The organism is Mesorhizobium sp. WSM4842, from assembly GCF_055901575.1.
Genome location: NZ_CM148372.1, coordinates 3,197,016 through 3,222,485, shown reverse-complemented (window position 1 = coordinate 3,222,485; position 25,470 = coordinate 3,197,016). Strand labels below are relative to the sequence as shown.

Below are 25,470 nucleotides of genomic sequence, written 5' to 3'. Positions count from 1 at the left end.
TTGCGTCCGAAGGACGATGGCGACATTTCGAATCCTACAATCCGGTTGCATTTTTTATCCAGTCAGGAAATCGCGCCACTCGATTGCTCCATTGCATTGACCGTGCACCGCCCTGAGCTAGATTTCCAACCTGGCGATCAGGAGCTAACAGGCATGGAACTTCATCGCGGCCGTCTCATCGACCACGTCCAGCTGGTGGTCAGGGATCTCAAGGCCAGCCGCCGCTTCTACGAGGCGGTTTTCAACGTGCTCGATGTTCCCATCGGCGGCAGCGCCGAGGATTATTTCTGGGCCGACGAGCTGTTCGTCTCCAGCATCGACAGCCGGGCGGCCAGCGGACAACTGACGGGGCGCCACCACCTTGCCTTCCAGGCAAGGGACCGCGCGATGGTCGACGCCTTTTACAAGGCCGGGTTCGACGCCGGCGGCACGGACAATGGCGCACCGGGCGAGCGGCAGCATTACCATCCCGGTTACTATGCCGCCTTCCTGCTCGATCCCGACGGCAACAACATCGAGGCCGTCTTTCACGGGCCGGCCAACCGCAGCGTCGCCTCGGTGAAGATTGCGTTCTGATGACCGGGTGACGGATCGACGACGGACGCTGTCCCGACCTATCCTATCGTGTCAGCGCCGCCATCTGGTTCGCCAGGAAGTCGACGAACAGCCGCGCGCGGACCGGTAGCTGGCGCCCGTACGCATGGACGATGTGCACCGGCATGGTCGGCATAGCGACCTTGGGCAGGATGCGGACCAGCCGGCCGGTGTCGAGATCGTCCTGTACGGCAAACTGCATCAGATGCGCGATGCCGGCTCCGGCAAGCGCCGCTTGCCGGATGGCGCCGCCGTCATCGGTATCGAGCCGCCCGTTCGGCACGATTGTCGTGCCGTCGGCGAAGGTGACCGGATAAGGCCGGCCGGCCATCTGGTAGCGAACGAAATCGTGGCCTTGCAACGCCTCGATCGTGGCCGGCCGTCCGCGCCGTTCGACATAGGCCGGCGACGCCACCAGCACGATCGGCAGATTGGCGATCTTGCGCGCGATGAGCCCGGTGTCCGATAGCGCCCCCATGCGCACCGCGACGTCATATCCTTCGCGGATCAGGTCGGCGTGGCGGTCGGTAACGTTGAGTTCCAGTTTCACCTCGCTGTGCTGAGCCAGGAACGCTTGTGCCCAAGAGGCGATCAGGCCGCGCCCGAGTTCGACGGATGCCGTGACGCGCAGCAGGCCGCGCGCCGTATCGGCCATCTGGACGATGTCCTCGGCATCATCGAGCGCTCTGAGCAAAGGCGCGATCCGCTCGTAATAGGCGAGGCCTTCGCTGGTCAGGCCCAGCCGGCGCGTCGAGCGCTGGATCAGCCTGACGCCCAGCCGGCGCTCGAGCCGCGCCACGCTCTTCGACACCGCCGAGGGGCTGGAGCCGACCAGCCGGCTGGCGGCATGGAACGAGCCCGCATCGACCGTGCGCACGAAGGCGACGAGACCGGCGGTCTTTTCGAGGATGGTGGTCATTCAAGAATTCCAGGCACGAAAGAACCGATCGAGGCGATCCTAATACGCTATCCGATCACTATTAAATACCGCCCATCATCAGCAAAGGAGAAATTTGATGAGCAACCTGAACGGCAAGGTCGCCATCGTCACCGGCGCCTCCAAGGGTATCGGCGCCGGCATCGCCAAGGGCCTTGCAGCGGCCGGTGCCGCCGTCGTCGTCAACTATGCCTCGTCGCGGGAAGGCGCCGACCGCGTCGTTGCCGCGATCAAGGACGCAGGCGGCCGAGCCGTCGCCGTCCACGGTGATGTGTCGCAAGCGGCTGACGTGCACCGCCTGTTCGAGGCGGCCAAATCGTCGTTCGGCGCGGTGGACATACTGGTCAACAATGCCGGCGTGTTCGCGTTCGAACCGCTGGAAGCCGTGACCGAGGCCGAGTTCCACCGCGAGTTCGACACCAATGTACTGGGCACCATCCTGGCCATCCGGGAAGCGGTGAACCATTTCGGCACCAGAGGCGGCAGCGTGATCAACATCAGCTCGGTCGCCAGCCTCAACCCGCAGCCGAACTCGCTGGTCTACGCCGCCACCAAGGGCGCGGTGGATTCGATCACGCTGTCCATGTCGCGGGAGCTCGGCGCCCGCAACATCCGCGTCAACGCCATCGCCCCGGGCGGCGTCGACACCGAAGGCCTGAAGCGGATAGGCATCGTCGGCAGCGAGTTCGAGAAGCAGGTCATCGCCATGACCCCGCTCGGCCGCTTCGGACAGCCCGACGACATCGCCCGCATCGCAGTGTTCCTCGCCTCCGACGAGGCATCGTGGCTGACCGGCGAGCGCATCACCGCCTCGGGCGGTTGGCGGTAGGGATAGAGGGCGCGGACCGCCGTTTCACGGACCATGCCCAACGCAGCGCAACGTCGATAAAACACTGCAATCGATGACGGGAGCGATTTAAGACCTATGTTGCGTCGAGGGAGGAGCGCCGTGCGGTATCGATGACAGCGAGAAGCCGGGGAGATAACGGATGACGGACGACGAAAGAGCAATCCGAAAGCTGGTCGAGACGTGGATGGATGCGAGCAAGCGTGGAGACACCGCGACCGTCCTCAGCTTGATGACGGACGACGCGATCTTCATGGTTCCCGGCCGGGAGCCCTTCGACAAGGAGATCTTCGCGGCGGCCGCGGAGGAGATGGCCGGCGTTCATGTCGACGGCACGAACGAGATCGTTGAACTACAGCTTCTCGGCGACTGGGCCTTCATGCGCGGTCGTATCGATATGACCGCGACGCCGCCGAACGGGAAGCCGGTGCGTCGATCGGGATATACGCTGACGCTCCTGCGCAAGGAGGCTGATGGTGCGTGGCGGCTGGCGCGCGATGCAAACCTGCTGACCCAGCAAAGCTAGAGCCGGTCTCCGGCATCTCTGCACCGGAAGGCACGCCAGGGGGAGCGATAAGATGGCAAAGATGCGATACAGATCGCCCTGAGCAGCGTTCCCCTCGTCCACCTGATCACACCGGCAAGAGAGCGTTCGGCTTGACATCGGCGATGGAGGCGAAAGTGTGCGTTTCGCGCACGCCGGGCAGTGGCAGGATGACCCGCTGCAGGAAATCCTGGAACACCGCCATATCGGCGATCCGCGCCTTGACCAGATAATCGAAACCGCCAACCACCATGTGGCACTCCAGAACCTCCGGAGCTTTCGCCACGGCTTCGGCGAAGCGGTCAAAGACGTGCGGCGCCGTGTGATCAAGCCGGACCTCGATGAACACCAGCGTTCCCCGGCCGACCTTGCGCGGATCGAGCATGGCCCGGACCGCGGTGATGAACCCGTCGCGGAACAGGCGCTTCACCCGCTGGCTGGTTCCGGTCGGCGACAGCCCGACACGCCCGGCAAGATCAAGCGTCGTCCGGCGCCCGTCCTCCTGCAGCAGCCGGAGCAGGCTGCGGTCTATCTGGTCGAGGTCGCCCATTTCACAATCCACGCCATTTCAGGGATTTGTGTGCCGATTTCACGCAGAGTGGTCAAAATCAACGTATTTCATCACATGAAACTTCGCAATAGCCTGCGCTTCCCTCACCCGCTCAAAGCAAATGTGGTGAGCCGATTTCGACGAACACAGGGGTGCAGGATGACCAAGGAAGCGTTCAGCCCAGCCGGCAAGAGTGCGGCGGAAATCAGCAAGGGAGTGACCGAGATCCTGGTGCTGAGCGAAGCCGACGTGATGACGTGCATCGACCTCAGCCAGCTTCTCGATGTTCTGGAAGACGGCTTCAAGGCGCTGTCACAAGGCAAGGTCGTCAATCCACCCCGACCACAACTCGACATCCCCGGGGCCGGCTACAGCCTCGCCATGCCGGCCTGGATGGAGGGCATGAACCTGACCGTCAAGATCGTCAACGTCTTCGAAGGCAACCTGGCAATCGGCCTGCCCAGCCACCTCGCCACCATCAGCCTGTTCGATCCGCTGTCCGGCCTACCGGTCTGCATCATGGACGGCACCTTCATAACCGCGGTGCGAACCTCCGGCTCTGCCGTGCTGTCGGTGCGCGCGCTTGCGCGCCGGGATGCCAGGATAGCGACGGTGGTCGGCGCCGGCGTGCAGGCCAACCAGCACCTGCATCTGTTGCCGCTGGTGCGCGACTTTGCCGAAATCCGCGTCACCTCGAAGAGCTTCGACGATGCGGCAGCGCTTGCCCGGCTGCATCCGTCGGTGGTGGCGGTCGCCGACCTCGAGGCGGCGGTGCGCAGCTCCGATGTGGTGTGCCTGGCGACGCATTCCTACGAGCCGGTGATCAAGGCAGACTGGGTTCGGCCGGGCACGCATGTCTCGTCGGTCGGGGTGGCGCCGCCCGGCAGTGAAATGCCGATCGAGCTCATCGGCAAATCCAGTCTTTTTGTCGAGACCAAGGATGCATTCAAACCGACCCCGGTCGGTTCTTGCGAGCTTGCCGGCATCGACCCTGATTTCGGCACCGAGCTTGGCGCCATGCTGCTCGATCGCGCGCCGGGTCGCGTTTCGGATCGACAGATCACCACCTACAAGGCGATGGGCATTGCGATGGAAGACATGGTCGCCGCCGATCTCGCCTATCGTTGCGCCAGGCGTCTGCGCAAGGGAAAGCTCATCGTGCTGTAGCCGCGTGCCGCGAGCCAGGCGGGATCGACGTTGCTGACAATTGGCGCTTTCGCGGAAGCGGTCGGGTCGCCCCCTCAGGCCGGCTCGCGCTTCAGCGCCTGCGCCATGCAGTGGATGCCGCCGCCGGTCTTCGAGATCTCGCTCATGTCGACGGCCGCGACCTCGAAGCCGCGCGCCTTGAGCTGGCCGATCAGCGTCTGGCTGGATGTCGGCGCGATCACCCTGTCCTTGCCCAGCGACATGAAGTTGCAGCCGAGCGCCATCGTGTCCTGGAACGGCACGTCGATGATCTCGTGGCCCTTGCCCTTCAGCCAGTCGACGATGCCCGGCTCCGTGCAGGCGAGACAGACGGCGGTGAGTTTTTCGGCGATCGGCACCACCATCAGATCGATATGGACGTAATATTCGTCGATGAAGGCGATGCGGGTTTCCCAGCCCTCCTTGTCGAACCAGGCCTGGACCTGGCTCGCGCCCTCCTCCTGCGTGCGGGCGCCGCCGCAGCCGATCAGCACCACGCCGTCCTCGATGACGTTGAAGTCGCCGCCCTCGAAGGTACCTGCGGTGACCATGTCGTAGATCGGAATGCCGAGCTTCTCATAGGTGCGGATCGCCGCATAGTTCTCGCCGCGCCGCCACCACTGGGCCATGGCGGTGATGATGGCGCCATACGGCGTCATGACGCTGGAATCGCGGGAGTAGACCTGCATCGGCAATTCCGGCGTCGGCTCGTGCCAGTGGATGTTGACGCCGAAATGCTCGTAGGCGGCGACCAGGTCCTTGTGCTGCGCCTGCGCGATCTGGATGTTGCACGGCGCCTCGCGCAGATGCTTGCGCGACAGCGAGCTGGTCGAGAGGTGGCGCAGGAAATTCGGCGAGCCGAGCAGCACGTCGGTGAGGACGTCGGTCTCGTTGGCGAAGCCCCAGGCGGTCAGCGGCTTGGTGCCGCCGGCCGGATTGCGGCGCTGTAGTGAAAACGGCTCGGTGACGATGCGATCATGGACGGTCATGGGGTTCTCCTGGCTTGAATGATCACGCGGCTTGATTGCTTGGTATCCACCAGTCCCGTCCGCGCGGGGTGGTGACATATTCCGGCCAGCGGAAATGGATCGGCGGTTCGTAGTCGCAGAGCGGCGCCAGCCAATTGCTGCCACCAATGCCGCCGCCGGTGCGGCTGACGAATTCGTCCATCGCGGCATCGCGCGCGGCCTTGTCTTCGAGCAGGCGAAGTGCCGCCAGGGCGATCGTCTTCGCGGCGCAGGTAACCATCGGATCGATAGTGGCGGAAATGCCGCCCAGCGCGTTCATCGCCCAGGACGGATACGCCTGGCCGTTCTCGGACCGCAGCGCCGGCCGGGCGACATAGAACCGCGCCGTCGGCGCGTGCCACGACATGTCGGTGTAATCGTCGGAGGTCGAATTGAGCTGCGATGGCGGCAGGTCGCGGCGCAGCAACGCCTCCGCCTCCTCAGGCGCAATCAGCTGCTCCAACTCGGCGATAAACGGCCCATCGGTCGCCGCGCCGCCGGCATTGACCTGGATTTCGCGCGCGATCGTCTTGGCCGTCTCGTCCCAGCGCGGCGGCCCGACCGTCGACAGCGCCTCGTAGGCAATCATTGCCATGGCGTGGTTAGCCAGCCCCGGCCGCGACTTCGACACCCAGTGCCGCTCGTAGCGGCAGCCGCTCATTTTCGCGGCGGCTTCGGCATTGCGGTCGAGCACGGCGGTCACCTGCTCGGCCATCGCAAGCGTTGGCACGCGGATCATGTACTGGATCTCGGCCAGACCCGCCGGCAGATTGTCGGCGGTCGCCTGCCCTGCCGTCAGGACCGCTTCGCTGATCGACCAGCCGCCCTGATGCGGCAGCATGGAATCGCGCAGCGCCTTGGAGGCCATGTACATCATCATGAGCGCGTCGTTGGCGCCGGGCGCCCTCACCGCCGAATGCGCCTGCGGAATCGGCGCGCCATCGCTTGCGCGAACCCAATTTTCGGGTTCGTCGCACACAAAGCGGTAGATCATCGCGTAGGCCGCTCCGCAATGTGTGTCCCAGCGCGCCGTGTTGCAGAGCGGCAGCATGTAGAAGGGATGGAAGGAGATCATGCCGGCGAGGCCATCATAGTAGCCCTTTGCCGCATGGATCGGCTTCGATCCTCGCACTTTCTCCGCCGGCTCGCCGGTGAAACGCAGCGTGCCCGATATGCCGTGGCGCTGCATCGCCGCCTTGGCCGCCAGCAGACCGCCGAGGCTGCCAATGCCCAGCCCCGAATGCGGATCGGTGTGGCCGCCGGCCTCAGCGCCTAGACCCGGACGCGGTCGCTTGACGGTCGCCGCATCCTGGCAATTGCCGGGTACCGCGTCATACTCGGCATACATGCCGATGGTCGGCCCGGCGCCGTTGGTCCAGTGGGCGCAGAAGGCGGTGGGCATGCCGCCGGAGCCTTCCTCGACCGAAAAGCCCTCGTACTTCAGACGCTCGACATACCAGGCGGCCGACTGGTATTCGCGCCAGGCGGTCTCGCCGAAATCGAAGATCGTCCGCGTCCACGCCGACAGCGACGGCTGGATATCGTCGAGACAGGCAAGCGCGGTTGCTTGGGCCGAGGTGGTCACCGGTTCCTCCATGGGTGAAAGAAAGCAGTGAAGCGCCTCGCCAAAAAGTGATATGTTTTCCCGGCTCATGCAAATTCGGTTCACCTCTTGAGAATTCCATCGACGCAGGCGCTGCGCGCCCTCGACAGTTTTGCCCGCCACGGCAGCGTCTGGCGCGCCGCGGACGAACTGCATCTGACCCGCAGCGCCGTCAGCCATCAGCTTCGCCTGCTCGAACGCGATCTCGGCTTCGATCTGCTCGAGCGAATCGGCAAGGGCGTGGCGTTGACGCCGCGCGGCCAACGCTATGCCAGTGACGTGCGCAAGGCGCTGACGGTGCTGGGCGATGCGGTAACGGGCCATGCCGGCACCGGCGTCGGCGGCTCGTTCAGCGTCAGCTGCACGCCGGGCTTCGCCTCGCTGTTCCTGTGTACTCACATTGGCGAATTCCGGCAGATGTACCCCGATGTCGCGCTGCGTATCCTGACGCCGCGGCGGCTGGACGATGTCAGCAATGCCGAAGCCGACGCCTTCATCGCCTTCGGCGTCGGCAACTGGCCGAACCGCGCGGTCGAGCTGTTGTGCGAAATCTCGTTCACGCCGCTGTGCAGCCCGACCCTGCTCAACAAGATCGGCGGCTTTTCCAAGCCCGCCGACGTGCTGCGCGCCAATCTCCTGCATCTCGGCGACACCGAGGACTGGGCGCGCTGGCTGGCGCTGTCGAAGGTCGAGAATCCCGACATCGAGGGCGGCATCTTCTTTTCCGACATGAACCTGGTCTTTTCGGCGGCGATCGCCGGCCAAGGCATCGCCATGGGCGACGAGCTGACCAGCCGCCGGGCGCTGAGCGAAGGCCGGCTGGTCCGCCCGTTCGACATCGCGATCAGTTCGCCGCGCTCCTATTTTCTCGTTTCCGAACATGCCAAGGCGGCGCATCCGGTGCTGAATGTTTTCAGTGCATGGTTGCGGTCGAAGCTGTCGGAGAACCAGCGCTAATCTCCCCCCTTGAGGGGGAGATGGCCGCGAAGCGGCCAGAGGGGGTCGCTTCGGCTGGGCTCGGCCCGGTCTGCTTTCAAAGAAAGAGGAAGTCGCCACTCCACGCGAGACGACCCCCTCTGTCGCCTTTGGCGACATCTCCCCCTCGAGGGGGGGGAGATTGGCGCCATAGATGAATCAAATTTGCCGGTCAGGCGAAAACTATTCGGTTGCGGTGAGCCGCCGCGCTGCCTACGATTTCAATCAGCATTGAGGACAAAGGCAGGATGCAGCAACCCGGCCGTGCCGCAGAGATCAAGGCAATCGGGATCGGCAAGAGCTTCGGCTCGTTCCGTGCGCTGGACGACCTGACGCTCGATATCGGCCGCGGCGAGTTCCTGACCCTGCTCGGGCCGTCAGGTTCGGGCAAGACCACCTTCCTGATGATCCTTGCCGGTTTCGTGCAGCCGACCGACGGTCGCCTGTTCAGCGACGGCGTCGACATCACCGAGCGGCCGGCCGAGCAGCGCGCCGCCGGCATGGTTTTCCAGGGCTACGCCCTTTTCCCGCATATGAGCGTCGAGGCCAACATCGCCTTCCCGCTCAAGGTGCGCAAGAAATCGGCGGCCGACATCAAGCGACGCATCAGTGAGATGATCGAGCGCGTCGGGCTGAAGGGTCACGAGAAGAAACTGCCGTCGCAATTGTCCGGCGGCCAGCAGCAGCGCGTCGCGCTGGCGCGTGCCTTGGTGTTCGAGCCGGGCGTGCTTTTGCTCGACGAGCCGTTCTCGGCGCTCGACAAGGGCCTGCGCGGCCAGATGCAGGCCGAGATGAAGCGGCTGCACCAGGAAACCGGCACCACTTTCGTCTTCGTTACCCATGACCAGAGCGAGGCACTGGCGCTGTCGTCGCGCGTCGCCATCTTCAACCACGGCAAGTTGCTGCAGGTCGGCGCGCCTGACGAGGTCTACGACCGGCCGGCCAACCGCTTCGTCGCCGAGTTCCTCGGCGAGATCAACATGCTGCCGCTGAAGGACGTGCGCAATGCCGACAACGGCGCCACCGGCCTGTGCGAAGACCGCACCATCACGCTGCGCGGCAATGCAAGCGCCGTCGGCAGCAACGCCATCCTGGCGATCCGGCCCGAATACATGTCGATCGCGCCCGAAGCGACAGCCGGCGAGAACGGCATCGCCGCGACTGCGGTCGCCTCGACCTATCTCGGCGCTGCGACACGGCTCGATCTGACGACGCGCCAGGGTGCCAAGGTGACGGTCTCGGTGCCGAACGAGGTCGCCGCTTCGGCACTCAGCAAGGGCAATTCCGTATGGCTGACATGGCCGGCGGAAAAAGGTTTCCTCCTTCCGGACGGAGGACAATGACGATCGGCGTAGCGAAGCTGAAATTCGCCAGGCTGGCTTCGGGAACTATCAACGACAAAAAAGGGGAACTGACATGACCAGCAATTCAAAGATGAGCGAAACCAAGAAACACTCGATCGAGACGCTGTCCGCCAGGGCGGTGCGCGGCGAGATCTCGCGCCGGCAGTTCACGCAACTGGCCGCACTCGTGCTGGCCGGGACGCCGATGCTGCTGCGCTCAACCGGCGCCTTCGCGCAAGCCAAGGAACTGGTCCTGGTCAACTGGGGTGGTGACGCCATCACCGCCTATGACGCGGCCTATGGCCAGGCCTTCACCAAGGAGACCGGCATCACCGTCAAGATGGATGGCTCCGGCCCGACCGAGGGCGCGATCGCGGCGCAGTTCAAGAGCGGCGCCCCGACCTGGGACCTGGTCGACGTCGACCCGTTCTCGGCCATCACGCTCGGCGCGCAAGGCATGCTCGAACCGATCGACTATTCGATCGTCGACAAGAAGAAGATGCGCGAGGGCTTCGGCTGGGAGCACGCCGCCTCGACCTATTTCTTCTCCTATGTCATCGCCTATGATTCCGAAAAATTCGGCAGCCAGGCACCAACCGGCATGGCCGACTTCTTCGATGTGAGCAAATTCCCCGGCAAGCGCTCGCTCTACAAATGGGGCGTGTCGAGTTGGGAAGCGGCACTGCTCGCCGACGGCATCGCGCCGGCCTCGCTCTACCCGCTCGACCTCAAGCGCGCGCATGATAAGATCGCCGCCTTCAAGGAGAATGTCGTCGCCTATTGGGGCGGCGGCGCCGAAAGCCAGAGCGTGCTGCTCGACGGCGAGGCCTCGATGGCGATCGTCTGGTCGACCCGGGCGTCGCTGATCGAGCAGGATTCCGGCGGCAAGATCAAGTTCATCTGGGACCAGGGCCTGATCTCGCCCGGCGCGCTCGCCGTGCTCAAGGGCAATCCCGGCGGCAAGGACGCAGCGATGAAGTTCATCGCCAGCGCCCAGGATCCGGAAAAGCAGCTGATCATGTTCGACAAGCTCGGCCAGGGTCCGGCCAATCCGGCGACCGACGCGCTGATCCCCGCCGACAAGAAGCGCATCAATCCCGTCGACCCCGAGAACATGAAGAAGCAGATCGCGCTCGACATGGAATGGTACGCCAAGAACTACGGGGCCGCTCTCGACGAATACACGAAGATCATCTCCGCCTGATAGACCGGGATAACCGGGACCGAGATGAAAGCATATCTCTCCGACAGGATGGGCGCGGCGCTGTTGATGGCGCCGCTTCTCTTCTTCCTTGCCGCCGCCTATGCCTGGCCATTCTTCGGCGTTGTCAACTGGAGCTTCACCCTGCCCGAGCCGGGGCTCGGGCAGTATGGCACGCTGCTTAGCGACCCACTGGTGCAGTCGGTGTTTGTCCGCACGCTGCGCATCGCCGCAATCGTCACGATCGTTTCGGTTGCCGCCGCCTACGCCATCACCGTGGTGTGGGTGCGCGGCACGCCGGCGCAGCGCGTGATCGCCGAGTTCTGCATCCTGGTGCCGTTCTGGATCTCGGTGCTGACGCGCGCCTTCGGCTGGGTGGCGCTGCTTTCCAATCGCGGCCTGTTCAACACCTGGCTGCAGGCGATCGGCTTCATCTCAGAACCGCTGACGCTGGTGCGCAACGAGTTCGGCGTCATCGTCGGCATGACGCATTTCCTCATTCCCTTCGCCGTGTTTCCGCTGGCGTCTTCGATGCGTAGCCTCGACGACCGCGTGCTGCTGGCGGCGCGCGGCCTCGGCTCCAGCCGCATGCGTACCTTCTGGTCGGTGTTCGTGCCGATGACCCGCTCCGGCATTATCGGCTCGGCGCTCATCGTCTTCGTCTTTTCGCTCGGCTTCTTCGTGACGCCGGCGATCCTCGGCGGCGGCCGCAGCGTGATGATCGCCGAACTGATTTACCTCCGTATCTTCCAGAGCCCGGACTGGGGGCTGGGTGCCGCGATCAGCGTGGTGCTGGTGCTGTTCGTCGGCATGCTGATGGCGCTGCTGTTTCGCTATATCAGACCGAAGCAGATGATCTGATGCCGACCTATCGCCCCGGTCCCGTCTCGCTGATCCTCGCCGCCCTGGTTGCGCTGTTCTTGCTGCTGCCGCTGCTTGCCGTCATTCCGGTGTCGCTGACGCCGACCCGCATGCTGGCGATGCCGTCGGGCGAATTGTCGCTGCGCCACTACCGGGCGCTGATCGAGGATCCGCGCTGGATCAGCTCGATCCTGCTCTCGATCAGGATCGGCGTCGTCAGCAGCGCCTTTTCCACTGTGCTGGCGCTCTGTTTCAGCCTTGGCGTCTGGATGTTCCAGCCGCGCTTCACCGCCGCACTCGTCGGCTTCGTGCTGTTGCCGATGGTGGTGCCGCCGGTGGTTTCGGCAATCACGCTCTATTTCCTGCTGACCTCGATCTCGGGTGCCAGCTCGTTCTTCGGCTATGACACCTGGCTCGGTGTCGCCATGGCGCATGCGGTGATGACGGTGCCCTTCGCCACGGTGCTGATCCTGGTGTCGCTCAGTCAGCTCGACCGGCGCATCGACCTTGCCGCGCGCGGCCTCGGCGCCACCGTGTGGGAGCGCGCCACACGCATCATCATGCCCAACATCAAATTCGGCATCGTCACCGCCGCCCTGCTGTCCTTCGTGCTGTCATGGGAAGAGATCGGCGTCACCCTGTTCATCACCTCGGTCAACGCCATCACGCTACCCAGGCTGATGTGGATGGGCCTGCGCGACAACATCGACCCGGCGATTGCCGCACTCTCGGTGATCCTGATCATCATCACGGTGCTGGTGCTCGCGGCGCGCGGTGCTGTGGTCAGGCTGCGCCGGGCGCAGTAGTGGTAGGCAGACGCGTGCCTGCCCTACCCAGGGTCGGCATGCGTTCGTTGCTATGCTGGTGAGCGGCTCGTTGGCGACTCCGATTGGAACGGGAAGCCCGCCGACCCTCTGGCGGCGGAACGCCGCTTTCACGCCATAATGACAGCCGCAAATGAAACTTTGTACCACGGCGTGCGTTTTGGTGGGTTCAACTCACCAAAGGTTCCACCATGGATCAAGGATGGTTTTCCAAGCCGGTTGCGGTTTCGGTCGGCATCACGGGAACGATCCGACATATTTCCAACGCACAACAGGCCGTCGAATTGCTGACAGGCCAGTGGCGCGACGCCGGCAGCCTGCAACATGGCGCCGCGCTGCGCGCATGCCGCCGGGCCATGAACGGCGACGTTTCGACCGAAATCGCCAGGGATGCGTTTGTCGGCGCCGCGCGGGAGGCGCATGTTCTGGTCGAGTGAGCGGCCGAACAGAGCCGGATAGATGGCGGGCCATACTAAGGCAAGCTACCCCATGGCGTGGCGGATGGTCTTGGACAGACGGCTAAGAAATGCCGGTCTCGACGATGCGTCAAGCTTCCACGACAGCACCGCCGTCGCCATTTTCCGCGGCAACACCCCGACCGACAGGAACCAGGCGGCAAGGACAGCGCGCCGGCGCAGGGACGCCGTCATTTCGAGGCTGGCGACGGCGCCCGCCGCCCCGAGCGCCAGCCGGGAATCATTGGCCACGGGGTGCTGGCGCTTGTCTGCGCACAGCGACGCCAGCCGCTCTTCCAGATGGACCGGATCGTGGCGGACAGCCTCCGACGGCACAATCGTCAGGCCGATCCCGGAAGCCTGGTCCGACAGCGCCTGCATGCGGCGGAAATCGTGGGTTACCCTCCAGCGTGCCCGCTCGGCGAGCTTTTCACCGAAGACCGAATGGTTGGCGCCGTGGATCCGGTAGGCGCCGAGGCATTCGTCGATGGACTGGACGTGCCCGTACATGGGCGCCAGCGTCGCAAGATAGCCATCGGCGCCCTGGCGGAACTCCGGCTCGGGAATCGGCATGATCGATTCCAGGGTTGTTCGGTCAAAGGCCAACCCGCTGGTCACAGTCGTCTGATAGCGGCCCTTGTGCAGGAGTTTCGGCATGACGTCGCCGCTGTCGAAAGGCAGTTCGGGCGGCGGAAAGACATCCTTGATGCGTTGCCGCTCGTCGACGATATGCAACCTGGACTGCACTTGGGCGGTTGCCGCATCCCAGGTCTCGACGATCGTGGAAACGGCGGTTGGATAGAGATAGTCGTCGGCGTCGAGGAACAGAACGATCTTGCCCGAACTTGCCGCAAACCCGGTGTTGAACGCCGCCGCATGCCCGCCATTTTGCGCCCTCGGGCATGCGACGATGCTGTCCCCATATGATTTCATCACTGTCGTGGAATTGTCCTGCGATGCATCGTCGACGACGATGACTTCGACGTCCGCGTAGTCCTGCTCCAGGGCACTGTCGATGCTGCGTTTGAGAAAACGCGCGTAATTGTAGTTCGGGATGATAATGGATACCGGAATTCTCGGGACAGACTGCATCGCATTTGACCTCGCATCTTGCTTTGGTTTCGGCAAAACCCGCTCACGGACCTGCCCCCTCTTCAAGCGCGACGAGTTCCTGAGAGAAAGGCCTGCGCTTTCCAGCAGGAGACGGGTCACGTGTCTCTTTGCGACTTCGTATTGAGGCCGCCATGCCTTCGAGGGCTGCCGCCTTGGTCAAGGTTGTGGTCGGCGGCAGCAAAAGCTCCGACGGTTTTCGGCCGGTCGCAACCGAGCCCGACGGAAATGTCTCCCCTTCGGTCGCGATCAGGTCGGGATCGAGGTGGACGGGCGCCTTGGAGGCATGGCGGATACTGACCTTCAAATGCGGCTGGAACAAGCCCCGCACCAAGAACAAGACTCACAAGTCTGTTACATCTGAGGCAGCGCGCAGCGGCGTGGACTGTGGATAATCGCAGATGTTGGAGGTTGGCGGCGGCTATCCCGAAGCCGGCGGCAGCCGGCTTCGGGATATGACCGTGCAGCCTGAACGTCAGGCTGCCTGCAGCCCCGGCAGCGACAGGTCGGCTTCCTCCGGCAAGTCGCCGGCCATCGCGGCGGCAAACCTGGTCTGGTCGAGTTCCCCTTCCCAGCGCGCCACGACCACGGTCGCCACCGCATTACCGACGAAGTTGGTCAGTGCCCGGCACTCCGACATGAAGCGGTCGACGCCGAGGATCAGTGCCATGCCGGCGACAGGCACGGTGGGAACTACCGAAAGCGTCGCAGCCAGCGTGATGAAGCCCGCACCGGTGATGCCGGCGGCACCTTTGGAGCTCAGCATGGCGACGGCGAGCAGCAGGATCTGGTCGCCGAAGGTGAGCGGCGTGTCGGTCGCCTGCGCGATGAACAGAGCAGCCAGCGTCATATAGATGTTGGTGCCGTCGAGGTTGAAGGAATAGCCGGTCGGAATGACCAGCCCGACCACCGAGCGGTTGCAGCCGGCGCGCTCCATCTTGGCCATCAGGCCCGGCAGTGCCGCTTCCGAGGACGAGGTGCCGAGCACCAGCAGCAGTTCTTCCTTGATGTAGCGGATCAGCGCCAGGATCGAGAAGCCATTGTAGCGCGCAACCGCGCCAAGCACCACCAGCACGAACAGCAGTGCGGTCAGGTAGAACGTACCGATCAGCATGGCGAGATTGGCGATCGAGCCGATGCCGTATTTGCCGATGGTGAAGGCCATGGCGCCGAAGGCGCCGATCGGTGCGGCCTTCATCAGGATGGCGACGAGGCGGAAGATCGGCGTGGTCAATGCCTGCAGGAAATCGACGACCGGGCGGCCGCGGTCGCCAACCAGCGCAAGAGCGAGCCCGAACAGCACCGAAAAGAACAGCACCTGCAGGATGTCGCCTTTCGCGAAAGCGCCGGTGATCGTGTCGGGGATGATGTTCATCAGGAAGCCGACGATGCTGGTGTCGTGCGCCTTTTCGGCGTAGGTCGCCACCTGCGTGGCGTCGAGCGTGGCCGGATCGACATGCATGCCGGCGCCCGGCTGCACCACGTTCGACACGACAAGGCCGACGACAAGCGCCAGCGTCGAGAATGCCAGGAAGTAGATCATCGCCTTGCCGGCGACGCGGCCCACCTTCTGCAGGTCGGAAACGCCGGCGATGCCGGTCGCCACCGTCAAAAAGATCACCGGCGCGATCACCATCTTCACCAACTTGATGAAGGCGTCGCCGAACGGCTTCATCGCCTCACCGGTTTCGGGATAGAAGTGGCCGAGAAGCACGCCGGCGGCGATCGCCGCCAGCACCTGCACATAGAGATGCCGGTAGAAGGGAAGTTTGCCGCGCGGCTCGGCGGCAGCGAATGCTGTCTGCATGACGTCCTCCATTGTGCTCCGATCGAAAGCTCGACCTCCCGGAGCAATTGCGTTGACCCCCAGCAGCCTCGCGACCGCTGAAGTCGTGTCTGCAACTGCCGTGCCAGACTGCGCGGAAGAGAATTCCCTTTGATTTTATTGAGTATTCTCGAACTCGAGGTTTCGTTTCGCACATAGAACGTGCGGATATTCGCATGGCCGAATTGTGCTTTGTGCGAAATCATGCACAAATAGGCGATGCTGCAACGCCCTGCCGCTGCCTTGCCGTCGACGCCCGAGCAACTCGGCAGGCGAGCGCGCCATGCCTGGCTGCTGTTTGCGGCGATCGCCCTTGCGATCGCCACAGTCGCACTTTACGGCGCCGGCCTCTATGGCCGCACCGCCGAGGTCGCCACGCTGGCGGCACAGGGCCGCACCGACGCCAATCTGAAGGTCGCATTGCTGCGCGCCGTGCTGGAAAGCCCGCGCGCCCTGCCCCTGCTTTTGTCGGAAGACCAGCAGGTGCGAGACGCGCTGGCGCAGAAAAACGCCGCTGCAATCGATGTGCTGAATCGCAAGCTCGAAGGGCTGGTCTCCGGCACCAAGGCGTCGGTGCTCTACGTCATCGGCACCGACGGGCTGGCGATCGCCTCCAGCAACTGGCGCGAGCCGATCAGCTTCGTCGGCAACGACTACCGCTTCCGCGATTATTTCTCCGGGGCGATGCAATCCGGAACTGCCGAATATTTCGCGCTCGGCAATGTCAGCAAACGCCCCGGCCTCTACATCTCGCGACGCGTCGGCGATGCTGCCGCACCGCTCGGCGTCGTCGTCGTCAAGGCGGAGTTCGATCAGCTCGAGGCCGACTGGCACGAGGCGAACCGCCCGGCCTATGTCAGCGACGAGCATGGCGTCGTCCTGATCACCAGCGTGCCGTCCTGGCGCTTCATGACGACGGCGCGGCTTGCCGGGCCTGATCTTGCCGCCATCCAGGACAGCCAGCAGTTCGGCGATGCACCGCTGATGCCGTTGCCGATCACGCGCCCGCAGGCGCTTAGCCCGGACATGTCGATCGTCCACGCGGTGACACCTGGCGGCAGCGACGCGGAATATCTCAGGCTTTCAACGCCGATCCCTTCGACCCCCTGGCGGCTCGACTATCTCGTCCCGGCTGAAGCGCCGATCGCCGCCGCGGTGCGTGAAATGCGGCTCCTTGCGCTCGGCGTCATTGTTCCGTTGCTCGGCCTTGCTGCGTATCTGTTGTGGCGCCGGCAGTCGGGACAAATGCGGATCGCCGCCGAACAGGCGGCGCGCACCGAGCTCGAACGCCGCGTCGTCGAGCGGACCGAGGATCTGAGCCGCGCTCGTGACCGGCTGCAGGCCGAGATATCAGATCACCGCAGCACCGAAGCCAAGCTGCAGGTGGTGCAGCAGGATCTGGTGCAGGCCAACCGCCTCGCCATCCTCGGCCAGGTCGCCGCCGGCGTCGCCCATGAGATCAACCAGCCGGTCGCCACCATCCGCGCCTATGCCGACAACGCCCGCGTCTTCCTCGACCGCAAGCAGACTTCGCCGGTCGAGGAAAATCTCGGCGCCATCGCAGCACTTACCGAACGCATCGGCACCATCACCGAAGAATTGAAAGCCTTCGCCCGCAAGGGCCGCACCGCCGCCGAACCGGTGGAATTGCGCGACGTCATCGAGGGCGCCGTCGTGCTGTTGAAAAGCCGCTTTGCCGGCCGGCTCGACGCACTGGCCATCGACCTGCCGCCGCCTTCGCTCAAGGTCATGGGCAACCGGGTCCGACTTGAACAGGTGCTGATCAACCTCTTCCAGAACGCGCTTGAAGCACTGGAAGGCCGCGACGACGCCAAGGTGCAGGTATCGGTAGAAGACACGACCGATGGGGTCACGGTCGGCGTGTCCGACAACGGACCTGGCATTCCGCCAGGGATTCTCAGATCGCTGTTCACGCCGTTCAACACATCGAAGGAAAAAGGCCTCGGTCTTGGCCTCGTCATCTCGAAAGACATCGTCGCCGATTACGGCGGACGCATCGAGGTTTCGAGCGACGACAGCGGCACCCGCTTCACCATCCATCTTGCAAAAGCAGCGTAATGGCCAAAGCAGAAATGACGAACGAAGACGCCGCACCGGTCATCCTGATCGATGATGACAGCGATCTCTTGAGGGCCACCGCGCAGACGCTTGAACTTGCCGGCTTTTCGGTATCGGCTTTTTCGGTGGCGGCCGAGGCGCTGGCCAAGCTCGACACCGGTTTTGCCGGCGTGATGGTGTCGGATATCCGCATGCCTCAGATAGACGGCCTGCAGCTTTTCGACCGCGTCCTGCGGCTGGATGCGGACATTCCGGTCATCCTCGTCACCGGGCATGGCGACATCGCCATGGCGGTCAAGGCGATCAAGGACGGCGCCTACGACTTCATCACAAAGCCATTCGCCGCCGACCGGCTGGTGCAGAGCGTGCGCCGCGCCGCGGAAAAGCGCCGCCTGGTGATGGAAAACCGCGCCTTGCGCGAAGCGGCCGGAGAGGCGCAGGACGGGCTGCCGCTGATCGGCCAGACGCCGGCGATGGAAAGGCTGCGCCGGACGCTGCGGCAGATCGCCGACACCGATGTCGATGTGCTGGTGACCGGCGAGACCGGTTCCGGTAAGGAGGTGGTGGCGAGCCTTCTGCATCGCTGGAGCCGCCGCGCCAAGGGCAATTTCGTCGCGCTGAATTGCGGCACGCTGCCGGAGACGGTCATCGAGAGCGAATTGTTCGGCCATGAGGCGGGCGCCTTCACCGGCGCGCAGAAGAAGCGGATCGGCCGCATCGAGCATGCCAGCGGCGGCACGCTGTTCCTCGACGAGATCGAAAGCATGCCGGTCTCGACACAGGTGCAGATGCTGCGCGTGCTGGAAATGCGCGAGGTCACTCCGCTCGGCACCAATGAAACGCGGCCCGTCGACCTGCGCGTCGTCGCCGCCGCCAAGGTCGATCTCGGCGACCCGCACCAGCGCAGCACGTTCCGCGAGGATCTCTACTACCGGCTCAACGTGGTGACGATCTCCATCCCGCCGCTGCGCGAGCGCCGCGACGACGTCGCCCTGCTGTTCTTCTACTTCGCCGAACGCGCCGCCGCCCGCTTCAGGCGTCCGGTGCCGGCGGTGCCGGCCGCGGTGCACCGCCATCTGAGCGACCATGACTGGCCCGGCAATGTGCGCGAACTTGCGCATTTCGCAGAGCGGTTTGTGCTTGGATTGGAAGAAGACGCCGGAGCGCCATCCCCTGCCCCACCCCAGCCGGATGCCGCCATGAAGCTGCCGGAGCGGCTGGAGCGCTACGAGGCCGACATCATCCGCGAGGCGCTTGGCCGCAACGAGGGCGACGTCAGGCGCACGATCGAAGCGCTGGGGATTCCGCGCAAGACCTTCTACGACAAGCTCCAGCGCCACGGCATCGTGCGCAGCGAGTTTTCCAGGTAGTGGGCCGATCGCTTGTGCTGCCCTCGGGCGGCCAGATCACCCCGCCTGTTCGGCGCTGACGGACCCTGAAATTGACGACATCGTCTTTCTCGGCACCCTGACGAATGTGGATCAGGCAGGGCGGTGAGGCGGCCACGCCAGCCGCCACTCGATGACCGGTTCACGGGCGCAACCAGTGATTGCTCTCTGAAATCGGTTGGTTAGAATGCGGCCACGCGTCGCTTGCGGCGGCGCCGAGGGCTTCGTTTGGTGGGGTGGTGAAATTGATTCGAGTGTGGCTCAAGCCTTCATGGTGGGCGCTGGCCGCCGCGATCGTCCTGACGGTTTCGACCTTCCCGGCGTTCGCGGCCAGCAGCGATTGCGTCAGCGATGACGAAGTCGAACCGGCGATGCGGATCGCCGCCTGCACGCGCATGATCGAGGATACGACGGAGCCGGCCGACGACCGACAAATCGCGTATGGTAAGCGTGGCAACGCTCTGGTGGAACTTGGTGACTACGACCGCGCCATGGCCGATTTTGATCAGGCGATCAGCCTCGATCCGAACCAGGCCAGAGCCTACAATGGTCGAGGCTGGATCTGGTTCAGCAGGGGCGACTATGACCGCGCTATCGCAGACTACAACACGGCGATCGAACTCGAACCGAAAAAGGCGGCGATCTATGCCAATCGAGGACTCGTCTGGAAAAGCAAGGGCGACCTCGACCGTGCTATGGCCGATTTTGATCAGGCGATCCGTCTCGATCCGAAGCTCGACAGTGCCTACATCGGTAGAGGCATAGCGGGGGCCGGCAAGGGGGACTTTGAACGGGCCATCGCCGACTATAGTCAAGCGATTGCCCTCGATCCCAAGAATACGCTCGCATATTCTAACCGAGGCCTCTCTTGGGCCGCCAAGGGTAACGAGGCGCTTGCGATAGCCGATTGCTCGCACGCAATCAGGCTCAGCCCGAACGTCGGCCACACCTATGGAGACCGGGGGCTCGTGGAGTTGCTTTTCGGCTCGCTTGCGAAAGCACAGGCCGACATCGAAAAAGCTGCGGCGCTCGAGCCTGGAAATGCCTACGTCGCGATTTGGAGACACATCCTGGAGCGCAGCAGCCGCGATGACGGCCATTTGCGTGAAGCAGCCAAGACGCTCGACATGACGAACTGGCCGGCACCGGTGGTAGATATGTTTCTTGGTGAACAAACCCCCGCCGAGATACTGGCAGCGGCTGGCGGAGCGAGCATGACCACGAAAATCGTACAGCGCTGTGAGGCGAATTTTTTCGTCGCCGAGTTCAACCGACTACAAGGGAACGACGAAGGCGCATTGCCGCTTTACCGGCGCGCGGCCAGCGAATGCCCTCAGGACCACATCGAGCGCCATCTCGCCGCCGCCAGGTTACGTGCGCTGGACATTACGCCGTGACAGAAGAATGAGTCGCAGCCGAGATTTGGGATCGGAAAGATAGACGCATCTCCTGCAAGGCGCGCCGGCGCATTGAGGTCCGGGCCGTGGTGCTTGCCCCCGGCACATTCTGTCACATGGTTCAGGCTTCGCCGCCCATCTGTCAGGATGATCGCGCGACCAATTACAGTCTTCGCGGCCCTGCGCTAGACTGGTTGCAACCGCAACCGGGCCGCCACCTCCATGATTGTCCAGACCTGCATCAATGGCGCGCGCAGCGCCGACTTCCACCCGCAGCTTCCGCTCGATCCCGAAGCCATGGCGCGTGACGGCGCGGCCTGCGTGGCCGCCGGTGCGGCCGAGCTGCATGTCCATGCACGCGGCCTCGATGGTCGCGAAAGCCTTGCGCCCGAGGCGATTGACCGGACCGTGCTGGCGCTGCGCCGCGCCTGCCCGGGAACGCTGATCGGCGTGTCGACCGGCGCCTGGATCGAGAACGACGACGAGCGGACGCTTGCCGCGATCGCCGGCTGGAGCGAGCTGCCTGACTATGCCTCGGTTAATCTGAGCGAGAAAGCCGCGCCCGAGGTCATGCAAAGCCTGCGGCAGCGCGGCATCGGCATCGAGGCCGGGCTCGCCTCCGTCACTGACGGCGAGCGCCTGGTCCGGCTCGACCATGGCAGCCAGGTGCTGCGCATCCTGATCGAGATCTCCGAGCAGGAGTTGGACGCGGCGCTGGAGGTAAGCGATGGTATCGCCGCGGTGCTCGATCGCACCGGGATGCGTCGCGCCATCCTGCTGCACGGCGCCGACGCCACGGTGTGGCCGTTCGTGCACAGGGCGGCGGAGCGCAACTGGTCGACGCGTGTCGGGCTGGAAGACGGCAAGGCGCTTCCGGACGGCACTACGGCATCAGGCAATGCCGCGCTGACGGCTGCTGCCGTGGCGATCTTCCGGGCCGGCCGCTGATTCATCCCACAGGTTTCAGGCTCCTTGCTGCTCCTGAGCTTTTCAGGATGCTGCGTCAGGCCACGTCCCGCAAGGTCGAACGTGGCGTCATCGACTTGGCGCCGGCGCGATCCTCGTGAAGCGCGAAACCCGCGGCGCCCGGATCGCCCAGTTCGGGGCGGAGCTGCATGCTCGGGATGTGATAATCACCGCCATTCTGCTGCCGATAGGGAATCGGCCGGATTGTCTCGAGCGTCCGCATCCTTTCGCGCAGGCGCTCTGCGACAGGCTCGAAATCGGCCTCCCCGAAACGATCCACTCTGTAGACCACGAACGGCGGAAGCACGTCGTAGCCCGGATAGTAGAGAATCCCATGATTGATCGGGAACAGCAGGTCGTCGATCGGGCCGTTGACGCCGCGGGCTGAATAATGCTCCTCCCAGCCGCCGGTGGTCACGATCAGCATCGCGCGCTTGCCGGCGAGCGTTCCCTCACCAAAGCGGTCACCCCACCGCTTGTCGCTATGCTCGCCGACGCCATAGGCAAAGCCGTAGGCATACACCCGGTCGACCCAGCCCTTGAGGATCGCCGGCATGGCGTACCACCAGAGCGGGAACTGGAGGATCAGCGTGTCGGCCCACAGCAGCTTCTCGATCTCCGCTTTGACGTCATCGGTCAGAGTGTTGGTCGCAAAAGCTTTTTTGGAGGCCCCAGCCGGCAGGAAGCGCTCTTCGGGCGGCCACGACGGAAAGTCGGCACGGTCCACCTCGGATTTCCAGCCATCAGCATAGAGGTCCGATATCAGCACCTCGTGGCCCTGGGCCTCGAGTTCCCTGATGGCGACGTCACGCAGTGCGCCGTTGAGCGAACGCGGTTCAGGATGAGCAAAAACAAGCAGGACTTTCATGGGGCAACTCCGAAGGACAATGAACGCTGAAGGTAGCCAGCCCTGGGGTGATCCGCTATATCCAGGCAATGCATAAGATTATGCCGAATAATGGATAGATCTGATGTGACCCTCGAGCGCATGCGCACCTTCGTTCGCGTCGCCGAGCGCGGCAGCCTGTCAGCGGTGGCGCGCGAACTCGGAGTTGGGCAGTCGACGGTCACACGGCATCTGCGCGAGCTCGAGGAGGCCGTCGGCGTGGCCTTGCTCAGCAGGACCACCCGGCGTGTCACGATGACCGATGAAGGCAGCCGTTACTATGCCGACGCCGTCCAAATCCTGCGCCTCGTTGAGCAGGCCGGCGATGAAGCGCAAGGCACCCGCGGCGCGTCGGCCGGCACGATCCGGATATCCTGCACGGCAGCGCTCGGGGTCTTGCACGTCAGCCGGCTGATCTTCGCCTTTCAGGACCGCTATCCTGACATCGGGATCGATCTCAGCCTCACCGACGAGCGCATCAACCTAGTGCGGGAGGGCGTCGACATCGCGCTTCGCCTCGGTCCGCTCACCGACAGCTCGATGAAACTGCGAGCGCTCGGCCAGTCCCGGCGTCTGCTGGTGGCGGCGCCGGCCTATCTGGCGGCGCGGGGCAGACCGGCTGTCCCGCAGGACCTGCCTGGCCATGAAGGCATCCGGATGTCGAACATCGCAGGAAGCGACACGCTCGCCCTGCAGGGGCCGGGCGGCGAACGCCATGCGGTACCCTTTAACGGCCGATTTCGGGTCGACCATGGGCTTGCCGCGCGCGAAGCCCTCGTCGCCGGGCGCGGTATCGCACCTGCCCATCACTGGCTTGTCGACGATCTCCTCGCCGCCGGTCGGCTGGAAGTGATCCTGCCAGACTACACCCCGCCTCCCATACCGCTGAGCATGCTGATTGTCCCGGAGCGCGCGGGCATTGCCCGGGTTCGGCTGCTGGTCGATTTTCTTGCCGAGCGGATCGGCGGCATTCCGGGGATCGAAAAGCCGCGCTAGTCGGCGTGCCCTCGGTCGGCCACGGCACCGGCAACGCCCAACCCCAGACCGACCACAGCCGCGCCTTCCTGAGCAAGATCCTGCGGCTGCGGCGTTAGAGCTCCAACTCACCCGGTTGCTGCGCCGATGGCCGAGATGGTGGATAGTCGCCTGAAGCATTGCGACGCTATTTGACCTTGATGACAACCTTGCCCTTGGCGCGGCCCTGCTCGATGTAGGCCAAGGCCTCATTGGTCAACTCAAACGGAAAGACGCGATCTATGACCGGGCGGATAACGCCCGACTCGATGAGAGACGTGATCTTGGTCAACTGCGCCCCATTGGCCGTCATGAACAGGAACGAGTATCGGACACCTGCGCGTTTGGCCCGCCTCCTGATGCCGGCGCTCAAAAAGCGCATGACCAAGTTCAGCACCATGCTCAGAGCCTTCTCCCCGGCAAACTCCGGATCGGGCGGACCGGAGATCGAAACGGCGACGCCGCCTGATTTCAACACACGCAGGGACTTTTCGAGGGTCTTGTTGTCCTGGCTGTTCAGGACGACGTCGTAGCCCGAGAGGACTTTCTCGAAGTCATCCTTCTTGTAGTCGATGATGACATCGGCGCCCAGATTCCTGACCATATCCATGTTGGACGCGCTCGTTGTCGTGGCGACCGTCGCGCCGAGGTGCTTTGCCAACTGAATGGCGAATGTTCCCACTCCGCCGGAACCAGCCTGAACGAAGACCTTCTGTCCTTTCTTCAGCTTCGCTCTTTCAATCAGCGCCTGCCAGGCGGTCAGCCCCACCAGGGGAATGGACGCAGCCTCTTCCATACTGAGGTTCTTCGGCTTCAGGGCCACGTCCGCATCATTTATGGCGATGTATTCAGCGAAAGTCCCGACTCGACCGTCGCGCGGTCGCGCGTAGACCTCGTCGCCCGGTTTGAACTGTCGGACCTTCGAGCCGACGCGAATGACCGTTCCAGCCACGTCATGGCCTGCAACGAAGGGCGGGCGATAGGGCAGGATGAGTTTGAATTCTCCGTCCCTGATCTTTGAGTCCAGCAGATTGAGACTGGCGGCATGGATCTGCACCAGCACGTCATTCTCCCCTACTTCCGGCTCCGGAACTTCTCCAAGCCGCAGGGGAGCATTCTTTGCGTATCGATCGACGATGAAGGCCTTCATTGTAGCTTTCCCAAATTGAGGAGACCCGGAGCGCCCGATCGACATCTCCGATGCGCCGCGCTATTGCATTACGATCACTTAATGATAATATGATCGTAATGCAATAGCTGATTGAAGGAGAAAAACATGCGCTACGAGAAGGGCAGGAAGGAAGCATCGCGGCAGCGGATCATGGATGTGGCGACCGACCGGTTTCGCTCCGACGGCATCGCTGCATCAGGTCTCGCAGGCATCATGGGCGAGGCGGGACTGACCAATGGAGCTTTCTATCCCCATTTTCCGTCCAAGGCGGCGCTTGTGCGTGAGAGTTTGGCGGCCGCCCTGGAGGTTCAGGCGACCCAGATCCAGGAACTGTTGGCCGCTGGCGGCGCGTCACTGGCCATCGACGCGTATCTGTCGACGGAACACCGAGACAATCCAGGCAAAGGTTGCGCTTCAGCCGCGCTGTTGCCCGAAATTGCGCGTGAGCCGGCAGAGACGCGCCAAGTCTACGCCGAACACCTGCTCAAGCTGGTACGCCAGGTGGCGGCCGAACTTACGCCCGACGCCCGCGACCCCGAAGGTGTCGCGTTCGGCGTCTTTGCGACCCTGATCGGCACGCTTGAGCTGTCCCGCGCGGTGAACGGAACCGAACTGTCCGACCGCATTCTTGAGGCTGGCGCGATAGCGGCGAAGGCGCTGCTCCAGCTCCGCGAGAACGACAAGCCAGAAGAAGGGAAACCATCATGA

25 protein-coding genes are annotated in these 25,470 nt (G+C 63.9%); 16 read left to right on the top strand and 9 right to left on the bottom strand.

All coding sequences use genetic code 11. The features are described 5' to 3' along the window. Nucleotides 1-153: 153 nt before the first annotated feature. Entirely contained in the window at nucleotides 154-576 is a 423-nt protein-coding gene (locus tag AC0NIE_RS15525; protein ID WP_473487516.1) for a VOC family protein, read from the top strand. 43 nt (nucleotides 577-619) lie between these two features. Here the strand turns inward: AC0NIE_RS15525 and AC0NIE_RS15520 are convergent, their stop codons facing one another. Then, nucleotides 620-1,513, bottom strand: a complete 894-nt coding sequence (locus AC0NIE_RS15520) for a LysR family transcriptional regulator (RefSeq protein WP_473487515.1) — start codon at nucleotides 1,511-1,513, stop codon at nucleotides 620-622. Between the two features lie 97 nt (nucleotides 1,514-1,610). Between AC0NIE_RS15520 and AC0NIE_RS15515 the strand changes: the two genes are divergently transcribed. Next, complete coding sequence (locus AC0NIE_RS15515; RefSeq protein WP_473487514.1) at nucleotides 1,611-2,360, top strand: SDR family NAD(P)-dependent oxidoreductase; 750 nt, start codon at nucleotides 1,611-1,613, stop codon at nucleotides 2,358-2,360. A 160-nt stretch (nucleotides 2,361-2,520) separates the two neighbouring features. Next, nucleotides 2,521-2,904: a YybH family protein gene (locus AC0NIE_RS15510; RefSeq protein ID WP_473487513.1), complete on the top strand. Its 384-nt coding sequence runs from the start codon at nucleotides 2,521-2,523 to the stop codon at nucleotides 2,902-2,904. A gap of 106 nt (nucleotides 2,905-3,010) precedes the next feature. Here the strand turns inward: AC0NIE_RS15510 and AC0NIE_RS15505 are convergent, their stop codons facing one another. Next, nucleotides 3,011-3,472: an Lrp/AsnC family transcriptional regulator gene (locus AC0NIE_RS15505; RefSeq protein WP_095496501.1), complete on the bottom strand. Its 462-nt coding sequence runs from the start codon at nucleotides 3,470-3,472 to the stop codon at nucleotides 3,011-3,013. Nucleotides 3,473-3,631: 159 nt separating this feature from the next. Between AC0NIE_RS15505 and AC0NIE_RS15500 the strand changes: the two genes are divergently transcribed. After that, a complete protein-coding gene (locus AC0NIE_RS15500) occupies nucleotides 3,632-4,639 on the top strand; it encodes an ornithine cyclodeaminase family protein (protein WP_473487512.1) in 1,008 nt (335 codons plus the stop codon). Between the two features lie 74 nt (nucleotides 4,640-4,713). Here the strand turns inward: AC0NIE_RS15500 and AC0NIE_RS15495 are convergent, their stop codons facing one another. Both AC0NIE_RS15495 and AC0NIE_RS15490 read right to left on the bottom strand, forming a co-directional pair. Then, a complete protein-coding gene (locus AC0NIE_RS15495) occupies nucleotides 4,714-5,646 on the bottom strand; it encodes a dimethylarginine dimethylaminohydrolase family protein (RefSeq protein WP_473487511.1) in 933 nt (310 codons plus the stop codon). Between the two features lie 22 nt (nucleotides 5,647-5,668). After that, nucleotides 5,669-7,261: a zinc-binding metallopeptidase family protein gene (locus AC0NIE_RS15490; RefSeq protein WP_473487591.1), complete on the bottom strand. Its 1,593-nt coding sequence runs from the start codon at nucleotides 7,259-7,261 to the stop codon at nucleotides 5,669-5,671. A gap of 75 nt (nucleotides 7,262-7,336) precedes the next feature. Between AC0NIE_RS15490 and AC0NIE_RS15485 the strand changes: the two genes are divergently transcribed. From AC0NIE_RS15485 to AC0NIE_RS15460, 6 genes are all read left to right on the top strand, one after another. Continuing rightward, complete coding sequence (locus tag AC0NIE_RS15485; protein ID WP_473487510.1) at nucleotides 7,337-8,224, top strand: LysR substrate-binding domain-containing protein; 888 nt, start codon at nucleotides 7,337-7,339, stop codon at nucleotides 8,222-8,224. 266 nt (nucleotides 8,225-8,490) lie between these two features. Further along, entirely contained in the window at nucleotides 8,491-9,585 is a 1,095-nt protein-coding gene (locus AC0NIE_RS15480) for an ABC transporter ATP-binding protein (protein WP_123148115.1), read from the top strand. Between the two features lie 91 nt (nucleotides 9,586-9,676). Beyond that, entirely contained in the window at nucleotides 9,677-10,789 is a 1,113-nt protein-coding gene (locus AC0NIE_RS15475) for an ABC transporter substrate-binding protein (protein WP_473487590.1), read from the top strand. Nucleotides 10,790-10,813: 24 nt separating this feature from the next. Continuing rightward, the gene (locus AC0NIE_RS15470; RefSeq protein ID WP_473487509.1) at nucleotides 10,814-11,647 is read left to right on the top strand and encodes an ABC transporter permease; all 834 of its coding nucleotides are present in this window, start codon (nucleotides 10,814-10,816) and stop codon (nucleotides 11,645-11,647) included. Beyond that, entirely contained in the window at nucleotides 11,647-12,453 is an 807-nt protein-coding gene (locus AC0NIE_RS15465; protein ID WP_473487508.1) for an ABC transporter permease, read from the top strand. The genes AC0NIE_RS15470 and AC0NIE_RS15465 overlap by 1 nt, the downstream gene beginning before the upstream one ends. A 209-nt stretch (nucleotides 12,454-12,662) precedes the next feature. Further along, nucleotides 12,663-12,908, top strand: a complete 246-nt coding sequence (locus tag AC0NIE_RS15460; RefSeq protein WP_123148112.1) for a DUF982 domain-containing protein — start codon at nucleotides 12,663-12,665, stop codon at nucleotides 12,906-12,908. A 45-nt stretch (nucleotides 12,909-12,953) separates the two neighbouring features. Here AC0NIE_RS15460 and AC0NIE_RS15455 read toward each other — a convergent pair whose 3' ends face one another. The 3 genes from AC0NIE_RS15455 to AC0NIE_RS15445 all read right to left on the bottom strand — a co-directional run bounded on the left by AC0NIE_RS15455 (nucleotide 12,954) and on the right by AC0NIE_RS15445 (nucleotide 15,843). After that, nucleotides 12,954-14,018: a glycosyltransferase family 2 protein gene (locus tag AC0NIE_RS15455; RefSeq protein ID WP_473487507.1), complete on the bottom strand. Its 1,065-nt coding sequence runs from the start codon at nucleotides 14,016-14,018 to the stop codon at nucleotides 12,954-12,956. 43 nt (nucleotides 14,019-14,061) lie between these two features. Further along, on the bottom strand, nucleotides 14,062-14,358 hold the full coding sequence (locus AC0NIE_RS15450) for a hypothetical protein (RefSeq protein WP_473487506.1): 297 nt from the start codon (nucleotides 14,356-14,358) through the stop codon (nucleotides 14,062-14,064). 153 nt (nucleotides 14,359-14,511) lie between these two features. After that, a complete protein-coding gene (locus AC0NIE_RS15445) occupies nucleotides 14,512-15,843 on the bottom strand; it encodes a dicarboxylate/amino acid:cation symporter (RefSeq protein ID WP_473487505.1) in 1,332 nt (443 codons plus the stop codon). A gap of 237 nt (nucleotides 15,844-16,080) precedes the next feature. On the opposite strand from AC0NIE_RS15445, the gene AC0NIE_RS15440 reads away from it, so the two are divergent. The 4 genes from AC0NIE_RS15440 (at nucleotide 16,081) to AC0NIE_RS15425 (ending at nucleotide 21,673) form a co-directional block, all read left to right on the top strand. Next, on the top strand, nucleotides 16,081-17,940 hold the full coding sequence (locus AC0NIE_RS15440; RefSeq protein ID WP_473487504.1) for a sensor histidine kinase: 1,860 nt from the start codon (nucleotides 16,081-16,083) through the stop codon (nucleotides 17,938-17,940). A gap of 14 nt (nucleotides 17,941-17,954) precedes the next feature. After that, a complete protein-coding gene (locus tag AC0NIE_RS15435) occupies nucleotides 17,955-19,310 on the top strand; it encodes a sigma-54-dependent transcriptional regulator (RefSeq protein WP_473487503.1) in 1,356 nt (451 codons plus the stop codon). 179 nt (nucleotides 19,311-19,489) lie between these two features. Beyond that, nucleotides 19,490-20,725, top strand: coding sequence for a tetratricopeptide repeat protein (locus AC0NIE_RS15430; RefSeq protein ID WP_473487502.1), 1,236 nt, complete (start codon nucleotides 19,490-19,492; stop codon nucleotides 20,723-20,725). A 222-nt stretch (nucleotides 20,726-20,947) separates the two neighbouring features. Beyond that, a complete protein-coding gene (locus AC0NIE_RS15425) occupies nucleotides 20,948-21,673 on the top strand; it encodes a 3-keto-5-aminohexanoate cleavage protein (protein ID WP_473487501.1) in 726 nt (241 codons plus the stop codon). 55 nt (nucleotides 21,674-21,728) lie between these two features. On the opposite strand, the gene AC0NIE_RS15420 is transcribed toward AC0NIE_RS15425, so the two are convergent. After that, entirely contained in the window at nucleotides 21,729-22,559 is an 831-nt protein-coding gene (locus tag AC0NIE_RS15420) for an NAD(P)H-dependent oxidoreductase (RefSeq protein ID WP_473487500.1), read from the bottom strand. 90 nt (nucleotides 22,560-22,649) lie between these two features. Between AC0NIE_RS15420 and AC0NIE_RS15415 the strand changes: the two genes are divergently transcribed. After that, nucleotides 22,650-23,573, top strand: coding sequence for a LysR family transcriptional regulator (locus tag AC0NIE_RS15415; protein ID WP_473487499.1), 924 nt, complete (start codon nucleotides 22,650-22,652; stop codon nucleotides 23,571-23,573). A gap of 166 nt (nucleotides 23,574-23,739) precedes the next feature. On the opposite strand, the gene AC0NIE_RS15410 is transcribed toward AC0NIE_RS15415, so the two are convergent. Next, complete coding sequence (locus AC0NIE_RS15410; RefSeq protein WP_473487498.1) at nucleotides 23,740-24,741, bottom strand: NADP-dependent oxidoreductase; 1,002 nt, start codon at nucleotides 24,739-24,741, stop codon at nucleotides 23,740-23,742. A 126-nt stretch (nucleotides 24,742-24,867) separates the two neighbouring features. Here AC0NIE_RS15410 and AC0NIE_RS15405 point away from each other — a divergent pair, with 126 nt between their 5' ends. Then, nucleotides 24,868-25,470 (top strand): TetR/AcrR family transcriptional regulator, encoded by a 603-nt coding sequence (locus AC0NIE_RS15405; protein ID WP_473487497.1) that lies wholly within the window; start codon nucleotides 24,868-24,870, stop codon nucleotides 25,468-25,470.

Excerpts from the sequence above, each read along its gene's own strand:
- AC0NIE_RS15525 (WP_473487516.1), top strand. The coding sequence starts at position 154 with ATGGAACTTCATCGCGGCCGTCTCATCGACCACGTCCAGCTGGTGGTC.
- AC0NIE_RS15520 (WP_473487515.1), bottom strand. The coding sequence starts at position 1,513 with ATGACCACCATCCTCGAAAAGACCGCCGGTCTCGTCGCCTTCGTGCGC.
- AC0NIE_RS15515 (WP_473487514.1), top strand. The coding sequence starts at position 1,611 with ATGAGCAACCTGAACGGCAAGGTCGCCATCGTCACCGGCGCCTCCAAG.
- AC0NIE_RS15510 (WP_473487513.1), top strand. The coding sequence starts at position 2,521 with ATGACGGACGACGAAAGAGCAATCCGAAAGCTGGTCGAGACGTGGATG.
- AC0NIE_RS15505 (WP_095496501.1), bottom strand. The coding sequence starts at position 3,472 with ATGGGCGACCTCGACCAGATAGACCGCAGCCTGCTCCGGCTGCTGCAG.
- AC0NIE_RS15500 (WP_473487512.1), top strand. The coding sequence starts at position 3,632 with ATGACCAAGGAAGCGTTCAGCCCAGCCGGCAAGAGTGCGGCGGAAATC.
- AC0NIE_RS15495 (WP_473487511.1), bottom strand. The coding sequence starts at position 5,646 with ATGACCGTCCATGATCGCATCGTCACCGAGCCGTTTTCACTACAGCGC.
- AC0NIE_RS15490 (WP_473487591.1), bottom strand. The coding sequence starts at position 7,261 with ATGGAGGAACCGGTGACCACCTCGGCCCAAGCAACCGCGCTTGCCTGT.
- AC0NIE_RS15480 (WP_123148115.1), top strand. The coding sequence starts at position 8,491 with ATGCAGCAACCCGGCCGTGCCGCAGAGATCAAGGCAATCGGGATCGGC.
- AC0NIE_RS15475 (WP_473487590.1), top strand. The coding sequence starts at position 9,677 with ATGAGCGAAACCAAGAAACACTCGATCGAGACGCTGTCCGCCAGGGCG.
- AC0NIE_RS15470 (WP_473487509.1), top strand. The coding sequence starts at position 10,814 with ATGAAAGCATATCTCTCCGACAGGATGGGCGCGGCGCTGTTGATGGCG.
- AC0NIE_RS15465 (WP_473487508.1), top strand. The coding sequence starts at position 11,647 with ATGCCGACCTATCGCCCCGGTCCCGTCTCGCTGATCCTCGCCGCCCTG.
- AC0NIE_RS15460 (WP_123148112.1), top strand. The coding sequence starts at position 12,663 with ATGGATCAAGGATGGTTTTCCAAGCCGGTTGCGGTTTCGGTCGGCATC.
- AC0NIE_RS15455 (WP_473487507.1), bottom strand. The coding sequence starts at position 14,018 with ATGCAGTCTGTCCCGAGAATTCCGGTATCCATTATCATCCCGAACTAC.
- AC0NIE_RS15445 (WP_473487505.1), bottom strand. The coding sequence starts at position 15,843 with ATGCAGACAGCATTCGCTGCCGCCGAGCCGCGCGGCAAACTTCCCTTC.
- AC0NIE_RS15440 (WP_473487504.1), top strand. The coding sequence starts at position 16,081 with ATGCTGCAACGCCCTGCCGCTGCCTTGCCGTCGACGCCCGAGCAACTC.
- AC0NIE_RS15435 (WP_473487503.1), top strand. The coding sequence starts at position 17,955 with ATGACGAACGAAGACGCCGCACCGGTCATCCTGATCGATGATGACAGC.
- AC0NIE_RS15425 (WP_473487501.1), top strand. The coding sequence starts at position 20,948 with ATGATTGTCCAGACCTGCATCAATGGCGCGCGCAGCGCCGACTTCCAC.
- AC0NIE_RS15420 (WP_473487500.1), bottom strand. The coding sequence starts at position 22,559 with ATGAAAGTCCTGCTTGTTTTTGCTCATCCTGAACCGCGTTCGCTCAAC.
- AC0NIE_RS15415 (WP_473487499.1), top strand. The coding sequence starts at position 22,650 with ATGGATAGATCTGATGTGACCCTCGAGCGCATGCGCACCTTCGTTCGC.
- AC0NIE_RS15410 (WP_473487498.1), bottom strand. The coding sequence starts at position 24,741 with ATGAAGGCCTTCATCGTCGATCGATACGCAAAGAATGCTCCCCTGCGG.
- AC0NIE_RS15405 (WP_473487497.1), top strand. The coding sequence starts at position 24,868 with ATGCGCTACGAGAAGGGCAGGAAGGAAGCATCGCGGCAGCGGATCATG.